The organism is Pseudomonas sp. GW821-FHT07F05 (assembly GCF_059418765.1).
Window position 1 is genome coordinate 542611 of record NZ_JBWKQL010000003.1, and the last position, 19074, is coordinate 561684.

Sequence of the window (19074 nt, forward strand, 5' to 3'; positions counted from 1 at the left end):
CCCGAGCGGCGTCAGGCGACGATGTTTTTGCTTTTACAGAGAGAGTTTTGCCATGACCGACGCGCTGCGTTTGATCCTCGAAGACACCGACGGCACTCAGCTGGAAACGTCCTGCACCCGTCTTGCCGTTATCTGGCAGGGCAAAGAGGTCTGGATTCAACAGGACGGCCGTGGTCAGTTGCTGATCGGCGTTGACGTCGAAGAAGGCGATGCCGAATACGCCAACCTGCTGCTGCGTCCACTGGCGACTAATCTGGTCAGCCTGCAGCTGGAAATGGAACCGGCTGACATGAGCGGCGACGACGAAGAAGGCCACGTGCACGGCCCAGACTGCACCCACGACTAAGCCTGCGCAGGAAGCTCCCCATGCTCGCCCTCGGCAAACTGCTTGAACTGACCCTCGCGGGTCGCGAACCCGCGGAAAAGACTCAGCTGACCGTCGACGGCGTTCGCATGCGCTGGCTCGCCGAGGGAGCGCTGGAAGTCCGGCCTCCCGAAGCGCGTGACAATGGCACCGACCTGCTGCTGTCCGCCGGCATCCACGGCAATGAAACCGCGCCCATCGAGCTGCTCGACGCGCTGATTCACGCCATCGCCCGGGGCGAACTCAAGCCTCGCGCACGTATTCTGTTCCTGTTCGGCAATCCCGAAGCGATGCGCAGCGGCGGGCGTTACGTCGAGCAGGACGTCAACCGGCTGTTCAATGGCCGTCATGAGCACAGCGGCGGCAGCGAAGCCTTGCGCGCCTGCGAACTCGAGCGTCTGGCCGCCAGCTTCTTCAATATTCCGGGCCGCTACCGCCTGCATTACGACCTGCACACGGCGATTCGCGGTTCGAAGATCGAGCAGTTCGCGCTGTACCCATGGAAGGAGGGTCGCGCTCATTCCCGCCGCGAACTCGCTCGGCTGCGCGCTGCCGGCATGGAAGCGGTGCTGCTGCAGAACAAGTCGTCGATCGTGTTCAGCGCCTACACCTACGACAAGCTCGACGCCGAAGCCTTCACCCTGGAATTGGGCAAGGCACGCCCGTTCGGGCAGAACCAGCAGGTCAATCTCGACAAGCTGAAGTCCTGCCTCGAACGCCTGATCACCGGCACCGAAGCCGATGAGCCTGGGGATCTGAACGGGTTGCAGCTGTTCAGCGTAGCCCGGGAGATCATCAAGCACAGCGACGCCTTCCGTCTGAATTTGCCGGCGGACATCGAGAACTTCACAGAACTTGAAAAAGGCTACGTGCTGGCCGAAGACCTGGCCGACTCACGCTGGGTGATAGAAGAAGAGGGCGCCCGGATCATCTTCCCCAACCCGAACGTCAAGAACGGGCTGCGGGCGGGGATTCTGATCGTGCCAGCGACGGAAGAGACGTTGGCCTGAAGCGACCTGTTCAAACTGCCTTCGCAGAAGCATCTGCCGAACAATGGACTGTGGGAGCCGAGCTTGCTCGCGAAGGCGTCGGTACAGCCGCTAAGTGTCTAGCGACTGGAATGCCACCTTCGTGAGCAAGGTGGAGCGCCACCCCGGTCACTCCCACAGGTGCCGTGTTTCATGCGAGGCGGCGCGACGTCTGGACTACCGAATCTTCAGCAGATGGCATTCCAGACGCATCACATCAACCCGCCGCTTTCTGCCCCTCACTCACCCGACGCACTGCACGCAGTTTTGTCAGCGTGTCCGCGCAGGTCTTGGCCGCTTCCTGACCCTTGTGTACGAAGTGATCGAAGAAGAACTTCTGGTGCTCTTCACCGGCGTGGAAGTGGTGCGGGGTCAGCACGACCGAGAAGACTGGCACTTCGGTTTCCAACTGAACCTGCATCAGCGCGCTGATCACCGATTGCGCGACGAACTCGTGGCGATAGATGCCGCCGTCGACCACAAGACCTGCAGCCACGACACCGCCGTAGCGACCTGACTTGGCCAGCAACTTGGCGTGAAGCGGGATTTCGAACGCGCCGCCGACTTCAAAGAAATCGATGTCGGTCTCGGCGTAACCGTGTTGCGCCATCTCGGCGACAAAGCCCTTACGCGCCTGATCGACGATTTCCTTGTGCCAGCAGGCTTGAATGAAGGCGATGCGCTCGTGAGCGTGAATGGCGGTAGGTTGCATGTGTTCTGACTCCTGTTTAATGAAAAAAACAGGGCGTTTTGGATCGAATGGGATGCCAGGGTACGTGCGAAACCGTCCGCGACGCCAAGCGCCTGGATTGGTCTCGAAACGATCCTGTTGTGCCAGTCCCGTTCTCTCTTCATCCGGACTATACCGTCGGCCCCGGGATCACACCGGGTCTGCTGACCTTGCATTGAGGGTAAGCTCGCTGCAAGCGCTCGCGGGCTAGACGCATTGCGCGCCATTACCGCCGGTGGGGAATCGCACCCCGCCCTGAGAACGTTGCCAACGGCGTTTTTCCGTCGGCGTGCAGTTTGTAACATAGATTTCCGGGATTCGCTTGGAGCCTTTTTGATGGTTTTCATCAGCTTTTCTTATAAGGCGTCTTGGCATTCCAGTCCCAAGCCTTGATTATCGATGCCCCGGGCCTCAGAACTGAGGCTCGACCCTAATGAACGGGAGCTTCATCGTGGCGGTTATCGATCTGCGCAGTGACACCGTGACTCAACCCTCGGCCGGCATGCGCGACGCCATGGCCAGCGCGCCCCTTGGCGATGACGTGTATGGCGAAGACCCGACGGTCAACCGGCTGGAATCGTGGCTGGCGGAGCGTCTCGGTTTTGCCGCCGCGCTGTTCGTGCCGACCGGCACCATGAGCAACCTGCTCGGCCTGATGGCTCACTGCGAGCGCGGTGACGAATACATCGTCGGCCAGCAGGCGCACACCTACAAATACGAAGGCGGCGGCGCGGCGGTGCTGGGCTCGATCCAGCCTCAACCGCTCGACAACCAGGCGGACGGATCGCTGGACCTGAATCAGGTCGCCGCCGCCATCAAGGCCGACGACTTCCATTTCGCCCGCACCCGCTTGCTGGCCCTGGAAAACACCATGCAGGGCAAGGTCCTGCCATTGGAGTATCTCGTGGCGGCCCGGGCATTCACTCGGGAAAAGGGCCTCAGCCTGCACCTCGACGGCGCTCGCCTGTACAACGCCGCCGTCAAGCTGGGCGTGGACGCGCGTGAAATTGCCCGGCATTTCGATTCGGTTTCCGTGTGCTTGTCCAAAGGGCTCGGCGCGCCGGTCGGCTCAGTGCTGTGCGGCTCAAGCGAGTTCATCGCCAAGGCCCGGCGTCTGCGCAAGATGGTCGGCGGCGGCATGCGCCAGGCTGGCATCCTGGCAGCAGCGGGGTTGTACGCGCTGGAGCATCAGGTCGAGCGTCTGGCCGACGACCACGCCAATGCCACCGCCTTGGGCAAAGCGCTTGCGGACCTTGGTTTTGACGTCGAGCCGGTGCAGACCAACATGGTTTACGTACGGATCGGCGATCGCGCCCAGGCGCTCAACGCCCTGTGTGCCGAGCGCGGTATCGTGCTGAGTGCTGCGCCGCGGTTGCGCATGGTCACCCATCTGGATGTGACCGCTGCGCATCTGGACAAGGTGGTTGCGGCATTTGCCGAATTTGGCGTTCGCTGATCGCGTGATCAGCCCGATTGCCGGTTTCTATCGAATAACACGCTGTACCGAGCGTACAACGCCTATATAATGCGGCCCTTTGCCGTCGCTGCGTCGAACGACGCTATGCATGTGCCAGGCCGCAGTTTCCGTGGAAGAACTTATGAAAAGCGCAGAAATCCGTGAAGCCTTCCTTCGCTTCTTCGAAGAGCAAGGCCACACCCGAGTCGCCTCCAGCTCCCTGATCCCGGGCAACGACCCGACCCTGCTGTTCACCAACGCAGGCATGAACCAGTTCAAGGATTGCTTCCTCGGCCAGGAAAAACGGGCCTACACCCGCGCCGTCAGCAGCCAGAAATGTGTGCGTGCCGGTGGCAAGCACAACGACCTGGAAAACGTCGGCTACACCGCGCGTCACCACACCTTCTTCGAGATGCTGGGCAACTTCAGCTTCGGCGACTACTTCAAGCGCGACGCAATCACCTACGCGTGGACCTTCCTCACTGGCGTGCTGAACCTGCCCAAGGAAAAACTCTGGGTCACGGTTTACGCTTCGGACGACGAAGCCTACGACATCTGGACCAAGGAAATCGGCGTGCCGGCCGAGCGCATGGTGCGCATCGGTGACAACAAGGGCGCGCCGTACGCCTCCGACAACTTCTGGACGATGGGCGACACCGGCCCGTGCGGCCCGTGCACCGAGATCTTCTACGACCACGGCGCCGACATCTGGGGTGGCCCGCCGGGTTCGCCGGAAGAAGACGGCGACCGCTACATCGAGATCTGGAACAACGTGTTCATGCAGTTCAACCGCACGGCCGACGGCGTTCTTCACCCGCTGCCAGCGCCATCGGTCGACACCGGCATGGGCCTCGAGCGCGTCAGCGCCGTCCTGCAACACGTCAATTCCAACTACGAAATCGACCTGTTCCAGAGCCTGCTCGCCGCTGCTGCAAAAGCCATCGGTTGCAGCAACGACAATCAGGCGTCCCTGAAAGTCGTCGCCGACCACATCCGTTCGTGCGGCTTCCTGATTGCCGACGGCGTGCTGCCGTCCAATGAAGGCCGTGGCTACGTGCTGCGCCGCATCATTCGTCGCGCTTGCCGTCACGGTAACAAGCTGGGCGCCAAGGGCAGCTTCTTCTACCAGATCGTCGCCGCACTCGTCGCCGAAATGGGCGAAGCCTTCCCTGAGCTGAAAAACCAGCAGGCGCACATCGAGCGCGTGCTCAAGGCCGAAGAAGAGCAGTTCGCCAAAACCCTGGAGCAGGGCTTGAAGATCCTCGAGCAGGATCTCGCCGAACTCAAGGGCACCATCGTCCCCGGCGATGTGGTGTTCAAGCTCTACGACACCTACGGTTTCCCGATGGACCTGACCGGCGACATCGCCCGCGAACGCAACCTGACCCTCGACGAGGCCGGTTTCGAACGTGAGATGGATGCCCAGCGTGAACGTGCGCGTTCCGCCAGTTCCTTCGGCATGGACTACAACAGCCTGGTCAAGGTTGACGTGGCCACGCAGTTCACCGGTTACAAAGCCACCGCAGGCGAGGCCAAGGTCGTCGCCCTGTACAAAGACGGCCTCGCGGTCGAGCAATTGAGTGAAGGCGAGGACGGCGTGGTCATCCTCGACCAGACCCCGTTCTACGCAGAGTCCGGCGGCCAGATTGGCGACAGCGGTTACCTGACCGCGGGCGATGCGCGCTTCGACGTGAGCGACACTACCAAGACCGGCGGCGCGTTCCTGCACCACGGTGTTCAAGTGTCGGGCAGCCTGAAAGTCGGCACCACCGTCAGCACCGAAGTGGCTGCCGAAGTTCGCCAGGCCACGTCGTTGAACCACTCCGCCACGCACTTGCTGCACGCCGCGTTGCGCCAGGTGTTGGGCGATCACGTTCAGCAGAAAGGCTCGCTGGTCGACAGTCAGCGCCTGCGTTTCGACTTCAGCCACTTCGAAGCCATCAAGCCCGAGCAGATCAAGGCGCTTGAAGACATCGTCAACGCCGAAGTCCGCAAGAATACTGCCGTCGAGACTGAAGAAACCGACATCGAGACCGCCAAGAAGAAAGGCGCCATGGCGTTGTTCGGCGAGAAGTATGGCGACAACGTCCGCGTGCTGAGCATGGGCGGCGGTTTCTCGGTCGAGCTGTGCGGTGGCATTCACGCCAACCGTACTGGCGACATCGCGCTGTTCAAGATCATCAGCGAAAGCGGTGTGGCCGCAGGCGTGCGCCGTATCGAAGCGGTCACCGGCGCCGTGGCGCTGGAGTACTTGAACGCGGCTGAAGAACAACTGAAGGAAGCCGCGAACCTGGTCAAAGGCAATCGCGACAACGTTCTGGACAAGCTGTCGGCGGTGCTGGAACGCAATCGTCTGCTGGAAAAACAACTGGAACAACTGCAGGCCAAGGCGGCCAGTGCTGCGGGCGACGATCTGTCGGGCTCGGCAGTGGACGTCAAAGGCGTCAAGGTTCTTGCTGCCCGTCTCGACGGTCAGGATGGCAAGGCGCTGCTGGCCCTGGTTGACCAATTGAAGAACAAGCTCGGCCGCGCAGTGATCCTGCTCGGCGGGGTGCATGAAGACAAGGTCGTGCTGGTGGCAGGCGTCACCAAAGACCTGACTGGCCAACTCAAAGCCGGTGATTTGATGAAGCAAGCGGCTGCCGCTGTAGGCGGTAAAGGCGGCGGTCGTCCTGACATGGCGCAAGGCGGCGGTGTTGATGCTGCCGGACTCGAAGCAGCGCTGGCACTGGCTGTTCCGTTCGCCGAACAAGGTATTTAAGTCGACCCACCCCGGGGCCCGTCGTTCGGGTCCCGGCGCTTCGCGGTTTGAATGATAACGGGCGCCCTTCATGGGCTGAGGCGGCTTTGAGATGGCTTTAATCGTACAAAAGTTTGGCGGCACCTCGGTGGGCTCGGTAGAGCGCATCGAACAGGTGGCCGACAAGGTCAAGAAATTCCGTGATGCGGGCGATGATCTGGTGGTCGTGCTTTCGGCCATGAGCGGCGAAACCAATCGCCTGATCGAACTGGCCCGGCAAATCAGCGACCAACCGGTGCCACGCGAGCTGGACGTCATCGTTTCCACCGGCGAGCAGGTCACTATCGCACTGCTGGCCATGGCGCTGATCAAGCGCGGCGTTCCGGCTGTGTCGTATACCGGCAATCAGGTTCGCATCCTCACCGACAGCGCCCATAACAAGGCGCGGATTCTGCAGATCGATGATCAGAAGATTCGCGCTGACCTGAAGGCCGGTCGTGTGGTGGTGGTCGCCGGTTTCCAGGGCGTCGATGAAGACGGCAACATCACGACCCTGGGTCGTGGCGGTTCCGACACCACTGGCGTGGCGCTGGCTGCGGCATTGAAAGCCGATGAATGCCAGATCTACACCGACGTCGATGGCGTCTATACGACTGACCCGCGTGTTGTGTCGCAGGCCCAGCGGCTGGACAAGATCACCTTCGAAGAAATGCTGGAGATGGCGAGCCTCGGTTCAAAGGTCCTGCAGATCCGCGCGGTCGAATTCGCCGGCAAGTACAACGTCCCGCTGCGCGTACTGCACAGCTTCAAGGAGGGTCCAGGCACCCTCATTACCATTGATGAAGAGGAATCCATGGAACAGCCGATCATTTCGGGCATCGCCTTCAACCGCGACGAAGCCAAGCTGACCATCCGTGGCGTGCCAGACACCCCGGGCGTTGCGTTCAAGATTCTCGGCCCGATCAGCGGCGCGAACATCGAAGTCGACATGATCGTGCAGAACGTTTCGCACGATAACACCACCGATTTCACCTTCACCGTTCACCGCAATGATTACCAGGCCGCGCTGCAGGTTCTGCAGAACACCGCCAACGAAATCGGCGCTCGCGAAGTCATTGGCGACACCAAGATCGCCAAGGTTTCCATCGTCGGTGTCGGCATGCGTTCCCATGCCGGGGTTGCCAGCCGCATGTTCGAAGCACTGGCCAAGGAGAGCATCAACATTCAGATGATCTCGACATCCGAAATCAAGGTCTCGGTGGTGATCGAGGAGAAGTACCTGGAGCTGGCCGTGCGCGCGCTGCACACCGCCTTCGAACTCGACGCACCGCGTCAGGGCGAGTAAGCCTTGGGCAGAGGGCGCGGTTTCTGCTGCGCCTTCTGCGAGTGGATGTGCGCAAGTCGCTATTCTTTTTCCGGCGCTGGTCGATACTGAGGCATGGACCTGCGGCCTCTGGCTCGGGATCATGTCGTTTGTCTGTGCAGACTGTAATCCCTTGAATGTAAGCCGTAAGGAGATAGGTATGCTGATTCTGACTCGCCGGTGCGCGGAAAGTCTGATCATTGGTGATGGTGAAATCACCGTGACCGTGCTCGGCGTAAAAGGCAATCAGGTGCGCATTGGGGTCAACGCGCCCAAGGAAGTGGCTGTTCACCGCGAAGAGATTTACCTGCGTATAAAGAAAGAGAAGGACGAAGAACCAAGCCATTAATTTTTATTGAATTTTTGGTTTGCAAACGGGGAAAAGGGTGGTTATTATACGCCCCGTGTTGCGGAGAGCTGGCCGAGTGGCCGAAGGCGCTCCCCTGCTAAGGGAGTACACCTCAAAAGGGTGTCGGGGGTTCGAATCCCCCGTTCTCCGCCATTATTTGCGTAGTACGTTGTAATCTGGCTTGATCTGTAAGTTGTTGAATTTACTAGAAAAAGTGCTTGACCAAGAGATTTGACGGCCTATAATGCGCGGCAACAAATGCACTCGTAGCTCAGCTGGATAGAGTACTCGGCTACGAACCGAGCGGTCACAGGTTCGAATCCTGTCGAGTGCACCATTTAAGCGTTGTTTGTAGTGATACGAATAACAGTCTTAAGTTAGAAAGAGCCTGGCTTCAACAGGTCTTCGGAAGCACCACTCACTTCCAGAAGTAAAATGCGATGCCCAGAGGTGAACTGGTTTAAAAAGCGCCATCTGCACTCGTAGCTCAGCTGGATAGAGTACTCGGCTACGAACCGAGCGGTCACAGGTTCGAATCCTGTCGAGTGCACCAATAAAACGAAAAGCCCGCATGCAAATGCGGGCTTTTTGCTTTCTAGCGTTTGCCTTTTACACAGCCGTGTTCATCGAATGACACCTGTCTGCTGCGTCCCTTCTTCTCCTCATACACATAACGTACTTCAGCGTTACGGCTGATGATCTTGTCCGGTCGCCCCAGCAAGTTTTCCACGTCGCGTTTGCTCATTCCCGTTGGCGTCTGCTGATTGATAATCGCCTTGCGACGCTGCTCCGCGCTCAGGATATTTCCGCAACCATCATCGCGCTGACCCACGACCACCACTTCGTTACTTTTGCGCTTTTGCAGGGCGTCCGTTTTTGCAGGCGGAGGAGGGAGTGTGAAGGTCGTGCCTGAAGCCGGGTTGATACCCTGCGCCGCTGTCGTGTGCCCGCTGGGGCAAGCCAGTGTGGTGAACGTCACGTTGCCGCTCTGATCCTGGCAGCGATTGACGGTGGTTGCGCCTGCGCCGAGTGGCGAAAACAGCAGCAGGGTGATGAAGAGCTTTTCAGTGTTCAGCGGCATCGCGATGTCCTCCCTGACCAGTGTCCGAGAAGGGTAGCGATGAGGATTTCTCGCGGCGAGCGGGTTTTGTTCACCGGATGTGACCGGGCGTCCTCGCTGACTCGGACAGCGATGAACGTTGTGTTGCAACCGATTGTTTCACGTTGAATTTTTAGCCTCCCGCCACGGCAAGCGGTGTATGATTGCGCCCGTCAGCCCCGCCGGGGCTTGTGGACTACCTCCATGGACTTACCCAGTAGCAACTCAACACTAAGTTTCACCAATCAAGAATCGACTGATTGATCTTCTGGCGGGTTCCACTGCTGGGAGTGGAGTTCGCCTATGACCCAAATCGAAGTAAAAAAGACGCAGGAAAGCCTTCAGGATCGTCTCGCCCAAGTCATCGACTTGCTGCAACGTCAGCGTATCGTCGAAGACCTGACACACCGTCAGGAAGGCCAGCACCAGGATCGCGTCGAGAACCTCGTTCACCGGCAGAACCTCGTCGAGCTGCAGCGTAAGCTCGACGACCTGCACTCCGCCGACGTTGCCTATATCCTCGAAGCACTTCCCCTCGAAGACCGTCTGACGGTCTGGCAGTTGGTGAAGGCCGAGCGTGACGGCGACATCCTTCTCGAAGTGTCCGATTCCGTTCGGGAAACCCTGATCGCCGACATGGACGATCACGAGCTGCTGGCCGCCGCCAAGGAAATGGACGCCGACGAGCTCGCCGACCTTGCGCCAGAGCTGCCGCGCGATGTTGTCCATGAGCTGATGGAGGCGCTGGACAGCCAGCAGCGCGAGCGCGTGCGCTCCGCCCTGTCCTATGACGAGGAGCAGGTCGGCGCCCTGATGGACTTCGAGATGGTGACCATCCGCGAGGATGTCAGCCTGGAAGTCGTTCTGCGCTATCTGCGCCGTCTGAAAGAGCTGCCCGGTCACACTGACAAACTGTTCGTGGTTGACTCCGATGGCGTGCTCAAGGGCGTTCTGCCCATCAAGCGTCTGCTGGTCAACGACCCCGAGAAGCAAGTGTCAGAGGTCATGGCCAGTGATCCGGTGAGTTTCCATCCAGATGGCGATGCCTATGAAGCCGCCCAGGCGTTCGAACGTTACGACTTGATTTCCTCCCCGGTGGTCGACAAGAACGGCAAGCTGATCGGCCGTCTCACCATCGATGAGATGGTCGACCTCATCCGTGAGGAGAGCGAGACCGAAGTGCTCAACATGGCGGGTCTGCGGGAGGAGGAGGACATCTTCGCCTCCGTCTGGCGATCCCTGCGCAACCGCTGGTCCTGGCTGGCCGTCAACCTGATTACTGCCTTTCTCGCCTCGCGGGTGATCGGCCTGTTCGAAGGCTCCATCGAGAAGCTGGTGGCGCTTGCAGCATTGATGCCGATCGTGGCAGGGATTGGGGGTAACTCGGGCAATCAGACCATCACAATGATTGTTCGGGCCATGGCCCTCGATCAGGTCAACACCGGCAATACCTCACGCCTGATGCGCAAGGAGCTGGGCGTCGCGCTCATCAACGGCCTGGTGTGGGGCGGGGTGATAGGGATCGTCGCTTATCTGCTGTATCACAGCTGGTCCCTTGGGGTGGTGATGACCGTCGCCATGACATTGAATCTCCTGCTGGCGGCATTGATGGGTGTGTTGATCCCGATGACCCTCGCGCGGTTCGGTCGCGATCCGGCGATGGGCGCCAGTGTGATGATCACGGCCATGACCGACAGCGGCGGGTTCTTCATCTTTCTCGGGCTGGCGACATTATTTTTACTCTGACCCCCACGGTTCAAACAAAGCCGCCTTCAGGGCGGTTTTTTAATGGGCGCGAAACACCGGCGGCATTAATTTCAGGCACAAAAAAGCCAGCAGAGCGCTGGCTTTCAAGTCTCTGGTTTAAACGACTTATTTGTCGTCGTTTGCCAGGCTAGTGTCGTGTGCAATCAGGGAAACCAGTGCGTTCTGCTGGCGGTGAGCCAACTGACGGAAGCGCTGCAGCAGCTCGCGTTCGTGAAGCGAAAGCTCAGGGCTGTCCAGGCGCAGACTTGGCTCGTCACCCAGTGAACCTTCCTGAATCAGACTCTGCTCAAGACGCGCAATAATTTCCGAGTTCATGCTGCGATGATGATGTTTGGCAACGTCCGCAATACGCTCGCGCATGCCTTCCGGTAGACGAACTACGAACTTGTCAGCTGTGCGACTGGAATAATTGGCCTGTTTCATAGGGCTCATATATTTAACCGAATTAGTTCAAAGAGAGAGGCGGTTCTTGCATTAGGCCGCGAGATGTCATGCTCTGACTGTCTTTTAGCTGAAATGTTCAACCACCCGCATAAAGGACCGCCATCCTGCATCAATACGTCGGATCCTTGGCGTCAAATGTGTGACAAATATTGAACTAGATAAAGGCTTTTAGCCAGCACCAATTATCCGAAATGCGTTCTGGTTTGCAAAGTGGATAATGAACATCCCGACAGCGCTGGACGACGCCGTGATGGCTATCTGTCTCCAGCGTAGTGGGAGAGTGGGGATAATACGAGGGGCCAGTCAAGAAAGAGACGAAGGGTCGAATGCTTCGAGGCAACTCACGCTTCAGGAGAGCCGCCGGAGAGATGGCGATTGCCTTGGCGCCAGATCAGCGAGCGCTCAGGGCTTGGCCTGGCGTAATACCGGATCGAACTTGATACGGCGGCCCACGAACAGCGCTGCCACGAACAGGCTGGCGAAAATACCGGCAGCTGCTTTAGCCAAGGTGCTCAGGGTTTCCATTGACGGATCCATGAGCTGGTCTGCGGCGATAGCCATCAGGGCCAAGATCAGGAACGAAATTGCTGCTTTGGACATAGCTGCTCTCTAATGGGGTGCTCTCTGACAGAGGGCGGGTCGGAGCCGTTGGAATGACTGACAGTGACTGTTGATCAAAACACCCAGCGTTCCGAGCGGATAACCGGCACGGCTTCTTCATTGTCATGGGCCAGAATGGCTTCTGTGCCTTGGCTTGGCATGGCTGCGAACCGCGGGGTCTGTTGCAGGAGGTAATGAGGCTGAGCCTGGACGGCGACGGTCTCTGACTTCACCGCCTCTGACTGGCTGCCATCACCCTGAAAATGAAAAGCGACCAATGCGGCAAGCGCGGCAGCGTTGAGCAGGGACAGTGTCATGTTCATCTCGGGTACCTTCGCTGGGACGGCGTTCAGAGGGTGATTCGCGAAGGTAACTAGTGCAGTCTGCGTGCCAATCTCTATGGCGGATAAATCCCTTATAAACCAATAGCATAGATCGCATTTTAGGGATTGTAGGGTTGCGATTTGCAATATGGCCCATGGCCGCCCTTGCATTCTGCACGATAACCCTCTGATGTGACTGGCAGGCAGCATCCTACGGCCCCTGTTGATAATGACGACATGACAAGCCAGCGCCTTGTCGTTAAGATGCACGCCGTCTGTTTTGGTGTCCTCTTAGTTCAACGGATAGAACGAGCCCCTCCTAAGGGCTAGATGCAGGTTCGATTCCTGCAGGGGACATATCTGATCTACTCCTCCCGCTTCAGCACGTCATCTCTCACATAAAACCTCTCGGTCCCCCGGCCATTCGAACACTCCCTCGTTTATGCGCGCGCGCTCGCTTGAGTGTGCTGATCCGCGTACCACCGATTGCGACCATTATTTTTCGCGTAATAAAGATAGGCATCCGCTGCTTTGATCATACCGGCAGGCGTCGTGTCTTCCATCGCAGGGAACCTGGCTGTGACGCCGGCACTTGCAGTGACAATCTGCTCGGGGTGATCGGCGTGCGCCAGCGCGAGCCCCCGAATGGCCTGCAGAATGTCCTCGGCGAGAAGGCCCGCGCCCTGGATGTCGGTGTCCGGCAGCAGCACGGTGAATTCCTCGCCACCGTAGCGAACGGCGAGGTCGGCAGGGCGTTTCAACACCCCGCTGATGGCCTGCGCGACCTGCTGGAGACAGTCGTCACCTGCCGCATGGCCGTAGCGGTCGTTGAAGCGTTTGAAGTAATCGATGTCGAGCATGATCAAGGCGAGCGGGTAACGCTGTCGTTTTGCGCGGCCGATCTCGCTGTTGAGCGCCATGTCGAGTCGCCGCCGGTTGCCCAGTCGGGTCAGGCTGTCGGTCAGCGCCATGTCTTTGACCGCCTGATGGGCGAGGCGAATCTCGCTCTCCATGGCCATGCGACCGCGCAACTGCGTGAGGACGATGTAGGCAAATCCGATAAACCCGGCGATCAGGACCAACAGCACGAGTCCGGACTTGAGCAGGTCATGACGCCACGGCCCGACGAAGGACTCTCTCGACAGCCCTGCTGCGACCACCAGCGGATAACTCGACAGCGCACGAAAGCCGTACAACCGGTACGTGCCGTCCACCACGGCTTTGATCTCCACAGTCCCTTCATTGGCGGTCGGCAGGTAGCGTTTGAAGATCTCGCTGTCGGCCAGGCTTTGCCCCACCACGGAATCCATGAACGGACGCCTGACCAGGATCGTGCCGTCCCGCATCGCCAGCACCAGCGCGCCGCGATCATCAATCTTGAAGTCGCCGTAATAATCCATGAAGTAGCTGAGCTTGATAGTCCCCAGCAGCACGCCCGCGAACGAGCCATCAGGATTGTTCAGCCGGCGGGAGACGGGGATGATCAACTCGCCGGTGGAGCGGCTCTTGACCACGTTGCTGATGCGCACGCTTTGATCGGTATGGGTGCGGTGATAGTTGAAGTAGTCCCGGTCTGCGTTGTTTGCGGTGTCCGGGGTCACGTCTTTATCGGTCACGATCCATCGCCCGTCGGCGCCGTAGATGAACAACCCGTGAAGCTGAGGCATGAGTCTGGATTGCTGCGCCATCAGGGCGTGGATACGTGGAACGTCGATATTCGCCAGACCATCGCCCTCGACACGCTCCCCGATGGCGTAGGTCAGGATGTCGACCTGCCTGATGGCGTCCTCCGCGTGCTGGGCCGTGGCACGGGCCAGGTTGGTGACCGAGTCCCGGGCGAAGTCGTAGGCGTGGTTGTAATCGCGCCACGCGCGCCACCCCTCAACCGAAACGAACGTCAGCAGCACCAGAATCATGAATGCGAGGGTGAGGCGAAAGACGGCCGTGTTGCGCCCCGGGCCCAGGTCCAATAGATCGAAGGCGCCTGACGGCGGTGGATGCTGTTCGCCTCCTGGCATGCTCACTGGTCTCCTTTGATAGTCAGCTGTGGACACTGCCGACCGCTTTGATCAGCGCGTCTGCCATTTCTTCCGCGCTCAGTTGAGGGCTCAACACGGTTTTGCGCATCGTCTCGATCGGCATGCTGGGCACGGGCGCTTCCTCGGGACGCTGGACGAAACTCAACCCGCCGGCGTTCCTGACCTCTACCGCGCCATCCGCACCATCGGAATCGCCGCCTGACAGCACGAGGCAGATCACCCGCTCGCGAAATACGTCGGCAGCTGTGGCGAACAGGCGATCGGCGGCAGGACGTGCGAGGTGCAGCTTGGGGCCGTCGTCTAGATGAATGATCCCGGGGGAGACGATCTCCAGATGCCGGTCAGGAGGTGCCAGGTACACACGGCCAGGCAGTACCGGCTCGCCTTCTTTGCCGTAGCCGACAGGCAGCGTCGAGTAGCGACCGAGCACCGACGCCATGTAGTCCGGACCTGTCGGGTTCGTGTGAATCACGATGAGCAGGGCAGCGGGAAAATCTTTCGGTAGCTTGACGAGCAGGTGCCGCAGGGCTTCCGTGGCGCCTTGCGCACCACCGATCACGATGACATCCCTCATCACTTGCGTGTTTTTAGCGTCCATACCTTTCTTCCTGAATGGTTCCATAGGATGGACACAGCGCAAGCGCTTGCCGTTCATTTTCACGTCTTCAAGCGCTGATGAACGTCACAACGTGCGTCGGGCGGCCGTGGGCTGTTCACCAGGCAATAAAAAAGCCACGAGACGCGAGGTCTCGTGGCTTTCGTGAACAGCCGCATCAGGGTAGATGCAAACCGGTCAGGCGTTGTTACAGCGCCATGTCGCTGGCGGGCTTGCTTTCAGCAGGCTTGCCCGGCGCGGCAGTGCTGGTGCCGACGCTCTGATCGAGCACTGGCGGTTTGCCCAGTTGCAGCACTTCGGCGGTGTAGTTCCACTCTTGCTGAACAGCGGCTGGCGAGTCATTCAGCTTGGTGCCATAGCTCGGCACGATCTGATGGACCTTCGCTTGCCACTCAGGCGTCGCGAGCTGGGTCTTGAACAGCTTTTCCAGGACGTTGAGCATGATCGGTGCAGCGGTCGACGCGCCTGGCGATGCGCCCAGCAGGGCAGCGATGGTGCCGTCCTGAGAAGAAACGACTTCGGTGCCCAGTTTCAGCACGCCGCCCTTGTCGGCATCACGCTTGATGATCTGCACGCGCTGACCGGCTTGCCACAGGCGCCAGTCTTCTTTCTTGGCGTGCGGGAAGTATTCCTGCAGCGCTTTGAAGCGGTCGTCGTCGGACAGCATCAACTGACCGGCGAGGTACTCCACCAGCGGGTACTGCTCGACGCCCACTTTGGTCATCGGCCAGATGTTGTGGGTGGTCATACTGCTGAACAGGTCGAAGTACGAACCTTCTTTCAGGAACTTGGTGGAGAAGGTCGCAAACGGGCCAAACAGGATCACGCGCTTGCCGTCCAGCACGCGGGTGTCCAGGTGCGGAACCGACATGGGCGGCGCGCCGGTGGAGGCGATGCCGTAGGCCTTGGCCATGTGCTGCATGGCAACGGTCGGGTTCTCGGTCACCAGGAACGAACCACCAACCGGGAAGCCTGCGTAGTCCTGAGCTTCGGGAATGCCGGATTTCTGCAGCAGCTTCAATGCGCCGCCGCCTGCACCGATGAACAGGAACTTGGCGTCGGTACCGGTGGTGGTGCCGTCTTTCAGGTTCTTGTACTCAACGTGCCAAGAGCCGTCGTCGTTGCGGGTGATGTCATTGACTTCGCTGGACAGCTTCAAATCGAAGTTCGGGCGGGTCTGCAGGTAAGACACGTACTGGCGGGTGACTTCACCCCAGTTGACGTCGGTGCCGATCGGCGTCCAGGTGGTCGCCAGCTTCTGCGCAGGATCACGGCCTTCCATCATCAGCGGGACCCACTTGGCGATCTGTGCCGGGTCTTCGGAATACTGCATCGGGCGGAACAGCGGGCTGGCCTGCAGCGCGTCATAACGCTTTTTCAGGAATTTGATGTTGTCATCGCCCCACACGAAGCTCATGTGCGGTGTGGTGTTGATGAACGAAGGCGGGTTCTTCAGGACGTTCTGGCGGACCTGCCAGGACAGGAACTGACGGGTGACCTGGAAGGCTTCGTTGATCTCGATGGCTTTGGAGATGTTGACCTTGCCGTCTTTGTCTTCAGGCGTGTAGTTCAGCTCGGCGAGACCGGAGTGACCGGTGCCGGCGTTGTTCCAGCCGTTGGAGCTTTCTTCGGCGACGGCGTCGAGGCGCTCGACCATTTCCATCGACCAGCTCGGCTCGAGTTCATTGAGCCAGACGCCCAGGGTCGAACTCATGATGCCGCCGCCGATCAGCAGTACATCGACTTTCTTGCTTTCTGCGGCATGGGCTTGCAGGAAGGTGGCCGAAATCGCGAGGCCCAGTAGAGCGGTGCTCGTTTTCTTGAACATCGAATCATCCAATAGATAGAAAGTTATCCGCCTGCAGCAATCGTCGCGCAACGTCCTGCGATGCCGGGCGCCAGTGTGCGGCGCGAACGTCAGACAGGCTTCGCTCTCGGAAAACGAGGAGGAAGGGTCAAAAGGCCAGTGAAAAGGTCGACCTCGTGTTCTATGTCCCTCGGTGCTGTGCTTTTTATTCGATCATTGGAATCAGCAGCTTGAGTAAACATCATCCACCGCAGGACCTGGTCATCAGGTCCATCCCCTGCGGCGGGCGGGGATTGTACCCGAAATGTCATTTTCGACAAATCGGGTGTCAAATTAGTCAATACGCCATTTTGTCTCAGGGTGGCGATTGGCTGGCCGGGCGCCGAAACGCCAAGCCGTTTAAAGGGTGAATTTGCCGACCATGGAGTGGAAGGAAACGGCCAGCCGCGACAACGCCTGACTCGACGCGCTGGTCTGATTGGCGCCGGCTGCGGTTTGGGTCGACAGGTCCTGGATGTTCACCAGGTTGCGGTCCACTTCGCGGGCCGCTTGCGCCTGCTCCTCCGCTGCGCTGGCGATCACCAGGTTGCGTTCGTTCATCTGGCTGACGCCTTCGCTGATGCGTTCCAGCGCGTGGCCGGCTTCGGTGGCCAGTGACTGGGTATGCACGGCGATCGCCTGGCTCTTGCCCATGGCCTGCACGGCTTCGTCGGCGCCATTGCGCACCTTGGTGATCATCGATTCGATTTCGCCGGTGGAGGTTTGAGTGCGGTGGGCGAGGGCACGTACTTCGTCCGCCACCACCGCAAAGCCACGGCCTTGCTCGCCGGCGCGGGCCGCTTCGATGGCCGCATTGAGCGCGAGCAGGTTGGTCTGCTCGGCAATACCGCGGATCACGTCGAGGACTTTGGTGATGTCGCGGATCTGCCCGGCCAGCGCTTCGACGCGTTGGGTCGATTCGGTGATTTCCACGGTCATGGTGTTCATCGCGGTGACAGCCTGCTGCACTTGTTGCTGGCCCTTGATGGCATCTTCGGAGGTCTGCGCAGACACCTGCGAAGCGCTCGCGGCGTTGCGCGCCACTTCTTCCACCGCAGCGGTCATCTCGTTGACGGCCGTGGCGGCTTGCTGGATTTCATCGTTCTGACGCATTAGCCCCCGGGTGCTGTCGTCGGTCACCATGGTCAGTTCTTCAGCGGCGGACGCCAGTTGATCCGAAGCGGTGGCGATTTGCTGAACCGTGCCTTTCAGGCTGCCCTGCATGTTGGACAGCGCCTTGAGCAACTGGCCGGTTTCGTCCTGACCGCCGACCGCGATGGTCTGGCTCAGATCACCGCCCGCCACTCGGGTGGCGCTGGCCACGGATTGATAGATCGGCCGAGTGATCATGCGGGTGACGATCAGCCCCAACGCAATGGCGCACACCACCGCGATCAACGAACCGATGATCAGAATCCACGTCACCTGCTTGTCCGTTTCGATGCCTTGCTGGGCCTGCTCATTGGCTTGCCGCAGGTTGGATTCAATCATGATTTTCAGCTCGCCCATGGTCTTGCGATAGCTAGGCGTTACGCTGGTGGCGGCCAATTTGCTGGCTTGCTCAAGGTCGCCACTCTGCGCCACAGACAGCGCATTGAGGGCGGCGCTGATGTAAGCGGCCCAGTCGCGTTCGAAGTCATCGCCTGCGGCTTTTTCATCCGGATCAAGTGGCGTGGCGCGGTAGGTCCTGAAGTCGGTCTCGGCCTGGGCCTGGTTTTCCTTTAGGGACTGGATGGCTGCGTTGATGTCGTCCGGGTTGGCCTTGAGTGCGCTCAGTCCGATGGCTTTGAAAAAGTCGCGGTTGGTGGCGATGACGTTGGCCTTCACCGAATCGACCTTGGCGATCGACACCAGATTGTCGCTCACCGTGTTTTCAAACAGTTCATACAGCCGGGAAATACCGCTCTGCCCCAGTACACCCACCACCACGGTGATCAGCGCGCACAGACAGAAAGCCGAAAGGAGCTTGGTCTTCAATTTCAGGTCGGTCAGCCAGGACATGGAGTGCACTCGAACGGGGATGGGGTTGCGGCTGGTTGGGTACGCGTTGCATGACTGGATATCGGCTGCACACCCAAGGACTTTACCCGTTGGCGTATGCCTCCTTTCGCGTCGATGCCCTGTCAACACGGCGCGAGGGCGTGATTTTTTCCCGCATGGCGTGCCTAAGCTTTGCCCTGCTGCCGCCGATAACTCGGACAAGTGGCGTCATGCCGCAACTTTATTGGCCCTCTCTGCCCAGACCGGGAACGAGACCGCCGCCCTTGCAAGTGCCTCAGGGCCGACTATTTATCCGGTGACAGGAATCTC

General features: G+C 59.6%; 16 protein-coding genes, 4 tRNA genes and 1 riboswitch. Of the genes, 11 read left to right on the forward strand and 9 right to left on the reverse strand.

Annotation, left to right across the window (positions count from 1 at the left end; translation table 11 throughout):
- Positions 1–52 precede the first annotated feature (52 nt).
- Positions 53–346 carry a topoisomerase II gene (locus AC07RO_RS10240; RefSeq protein WP_065986195.1) on the forward strand — a complete coding sequence of 98 codons (294 nt, stop codon included), beginning with the start codon at positions 53–55 and terminating at the stop codon, positions 344–346.
- Between the two features lie 20 nt (positions 347–366).
- On the forward strand, positions 367–1374 hold the full coding sequence (astE, locus tag AC07RO_RS10245) for a succinylglutamate desuccinylase (protein WP_495085943.1): 1008 nt from the start codon (positions 367–369) through the stop codon (positions 1372–1374).
- A gap of 235 nt (positions 1375–1609) precedes the next feature.
- On the opposite strand, the gene AC07RO_RS10250 is transcribed toward astE, so the two are convergent.
- Positions 1610–2104 (reverse strand): 6,7-dimethyl-8-ribityllumazine synthase, encoded by a 495-nt coding sequence (locus AC07RO_RS10250; protein ID WP_192171006.1) that lies wholly within the window; start codon positions 2102–2104, stop codon positions 1610–1612.
- A 126-nt stretch (positions 2105–2230) separates the two neighbouring features.
- A riboswitch (FMN riboswitch) is annotated at positions 2231–2389 on the reverse strand.
- A 184-nt stretch (positions 2390–2573) separates the two neighbouring features.
- Between AC07RO_RS10250 and ltaE the strand changes: the two genes are divergently transcribed.
- From ltaE to AC07RO_RS10285, 7 genes are all read left to right on the forward strand, one after another.
- Positions 2574–3578: a low-specificity L-threonine aldolase gene (gene ltaE / locus AC07RO_RS10255; RefSeq protein WP_495085944.1), complete on the forward strand. Its 1005-nt coding sequence runs from the start codon at positions 2574–2576 to the stop codon at positions 3576–3578.
- A 142-nt stretch (positions 3579–3720) separates the two neighbouring features.
- Positions 3721–6339: an alanine--tRNA ligase gene (gene alaS / locus AC07RO_RS10260; protein WP_282372434.1), complete on the forward strand. Its 2619-nt coding sequence runs from the start codon at positions 3721–3723 to the stop codon at positions 6337–6339.
- 91 nt (positions 6340–6430) lie between these two features.
- Complete coding sequence (locus AC07RO_RS10265) at positions 6431–7663, forward strand: aspartate kinase (RefSeq protein WP_065986190.1); 1233 nt, start codon at positions 6431–6433, stop codon at positions 7661–7663.
- 178 nt (positions 7664–7841) lie between these two features.
- Entirely contained in the window at positions 7842–8030 is a 189-nt protein-coding gene (gene csrA / locus AC07RO_RS10270) for a carbon storage regulator CsrA (RefSeq protein WP_002554426.1), read from the forward strand.
- A gap of 62 nt (positions 8031–8092) precedes the next feature.
- Positions 8093–8183, forward strand: a tRNA-Ser gene (locus tag AC07RO_RS10275).
- 107 nt (positions 8184–8290) lie between these two features.
- Positions 8291–8367 (forward strand) — tRNA-Arg (locus AC07RO_RS10280).
- Between the two features lie 139 nt (positions 8368–8506).
- Positions 8507–8583: transfer RNA gene (locus AC07RO_RS10285), tRNA-Arg, on the forward strand.
- 42 nt (positions 8584–8625) lie between these two features.
- On the opposite strand, the gene AC07RO_RS10290 is transcribed toward AC07RO_RS10285, so the two are convergent.
- Positions 8626–9111 (reverse strand): DUF4124 domain-containing protein, encoded by a 486-nt coding sequence (locus tag AC07RO_RS10290; protein ID WP_282372441.1) that lies wholly within the window; start codon positions 9109–9111, stop codon positions 8626–8628.
- Positions 9112–9432: 321 nt separating this feature from the next.
- Between AC07RO_RS10290 and mgtE the strand changes: the two genes are divergently transcribed.
- A complete protein-coding gene (mgtE, locus tag AC07RO_RS10295) occupies positions 9433–10875 on the forward strand; it encodes a magnesium transporter (RefSeq protein WP_192171009.1) in 1443 nt (480 codons plus the stop codon).
- Between the two features lie 126 nt (positions 10876–11001).
- On the opposite strand, the gene AC07RO_RS10300 is transcribed toward mgtE, so the two are convergent.
- From AC07RO_RS10300 to AC07RO_RS10310, 3 genes are all read right to left on the reverse strand, one after another.
- Complete coding sequence (locus AC07RO_RS10300) at positions 11002–11328, reverse strand: Arc family DNA-binding protein (protein ID WP_192171010.1); 327 nt, start codon at positions 11326–11328, stop codon at positions 11002–11004.
- Positions 11329–11742: 414 nt separating this feature from the next.
- Positions 11743–11940, reverse strand: coding sequence for a PA3371 family protein (locus AC07RO_RS10305; protein ID WP_192171011.1), 198 nt, complete (start codon positions 11938–11940; stop codon positions 11743–11745).
- A 74-nt stretch (positions 11941–12014) separates the two neighbouring features.
- Positions 12015–12263 (reverse strand): hypothetical protein, encoded by a 249-nt coding sequence (locus AC07RO_RS10310; RefSeq protein WP_192171012.1) that lies wholly within the window; start codon positions 12261–12263, stop codon positions 12015–12017.
- A 285-nt stretch (positions 12264–12548) separates the two neighbouring features.
- Between AC07RO_RS10310 and AC07RO_RS10315 the strand changes: the two genes are divergently transcribed.
- Positions 12549–12620, forward strand: a tRNA-Arg gene (locus tag AC07RO_RS10315).
- An 83-nt stretch (positions 12621–12703) separates the two neighbouring features.
- Here the strand turns inward: AC07RO_RS10315 and AC07RO_RS10320 are convergent.
- The 4 genes from AC07RO_RS10320 to AC07RO_RS10335 all read right to left on the reverse strand — a co-directional run bounded on the left by AC07RO_RS10320 (position 12704) and on the right by AC07RO_RS10335 (position 18765).
- Positions 12704–14281: a sensor domain-containing diguanylate cyclase gene (locus tag AC07RO_RS10320; protein ID WP_192171013.1), complete on the reverse strand. Its 1578-nt coding sequence runs from the start codon at positions 14279–14281 to the stop codon at positions 12704–12706.
- A gap of 22 nt (positions 14282–14303) precedes the next feature.
- Positions 14304–14900 (reverse strand): chemotaxis protein CheB, encoded by a 597-nt coding sequence (locus tag AC07RO_RS10325; protein ID WP_192171014.1) that lies wholly within the window; start codon positions 14898–14900, stop codon positions 14304–14306.
- 205 nt (positions 14901–15105) lie between these two features.
- Positions 15106–16746, reverse strand: coding sequence for a malate dehydrogenase (quinone) (mqo, locus tag AC07RO_RS10330; protein WP_495010007.1), 1641 nt, complete (start codon positions 16744–16746; stop codon positions 15106–15108).
- 378 nt (positions 16747–17124) lie between these two features.
- Positions 17125–18765 (reverse strand): methyl-accepting chemotaxis protein, encoded by a 1641-nt coding sequence (locus AC07RO_RS10335; RefSeq protein ID WP_495085945.1) that lies wholly within the window; start codon positions 18763–18765, stop codon positions 17125–17127.
- Positions 18766–19074 lie beyond the last annotated feature (309 nt).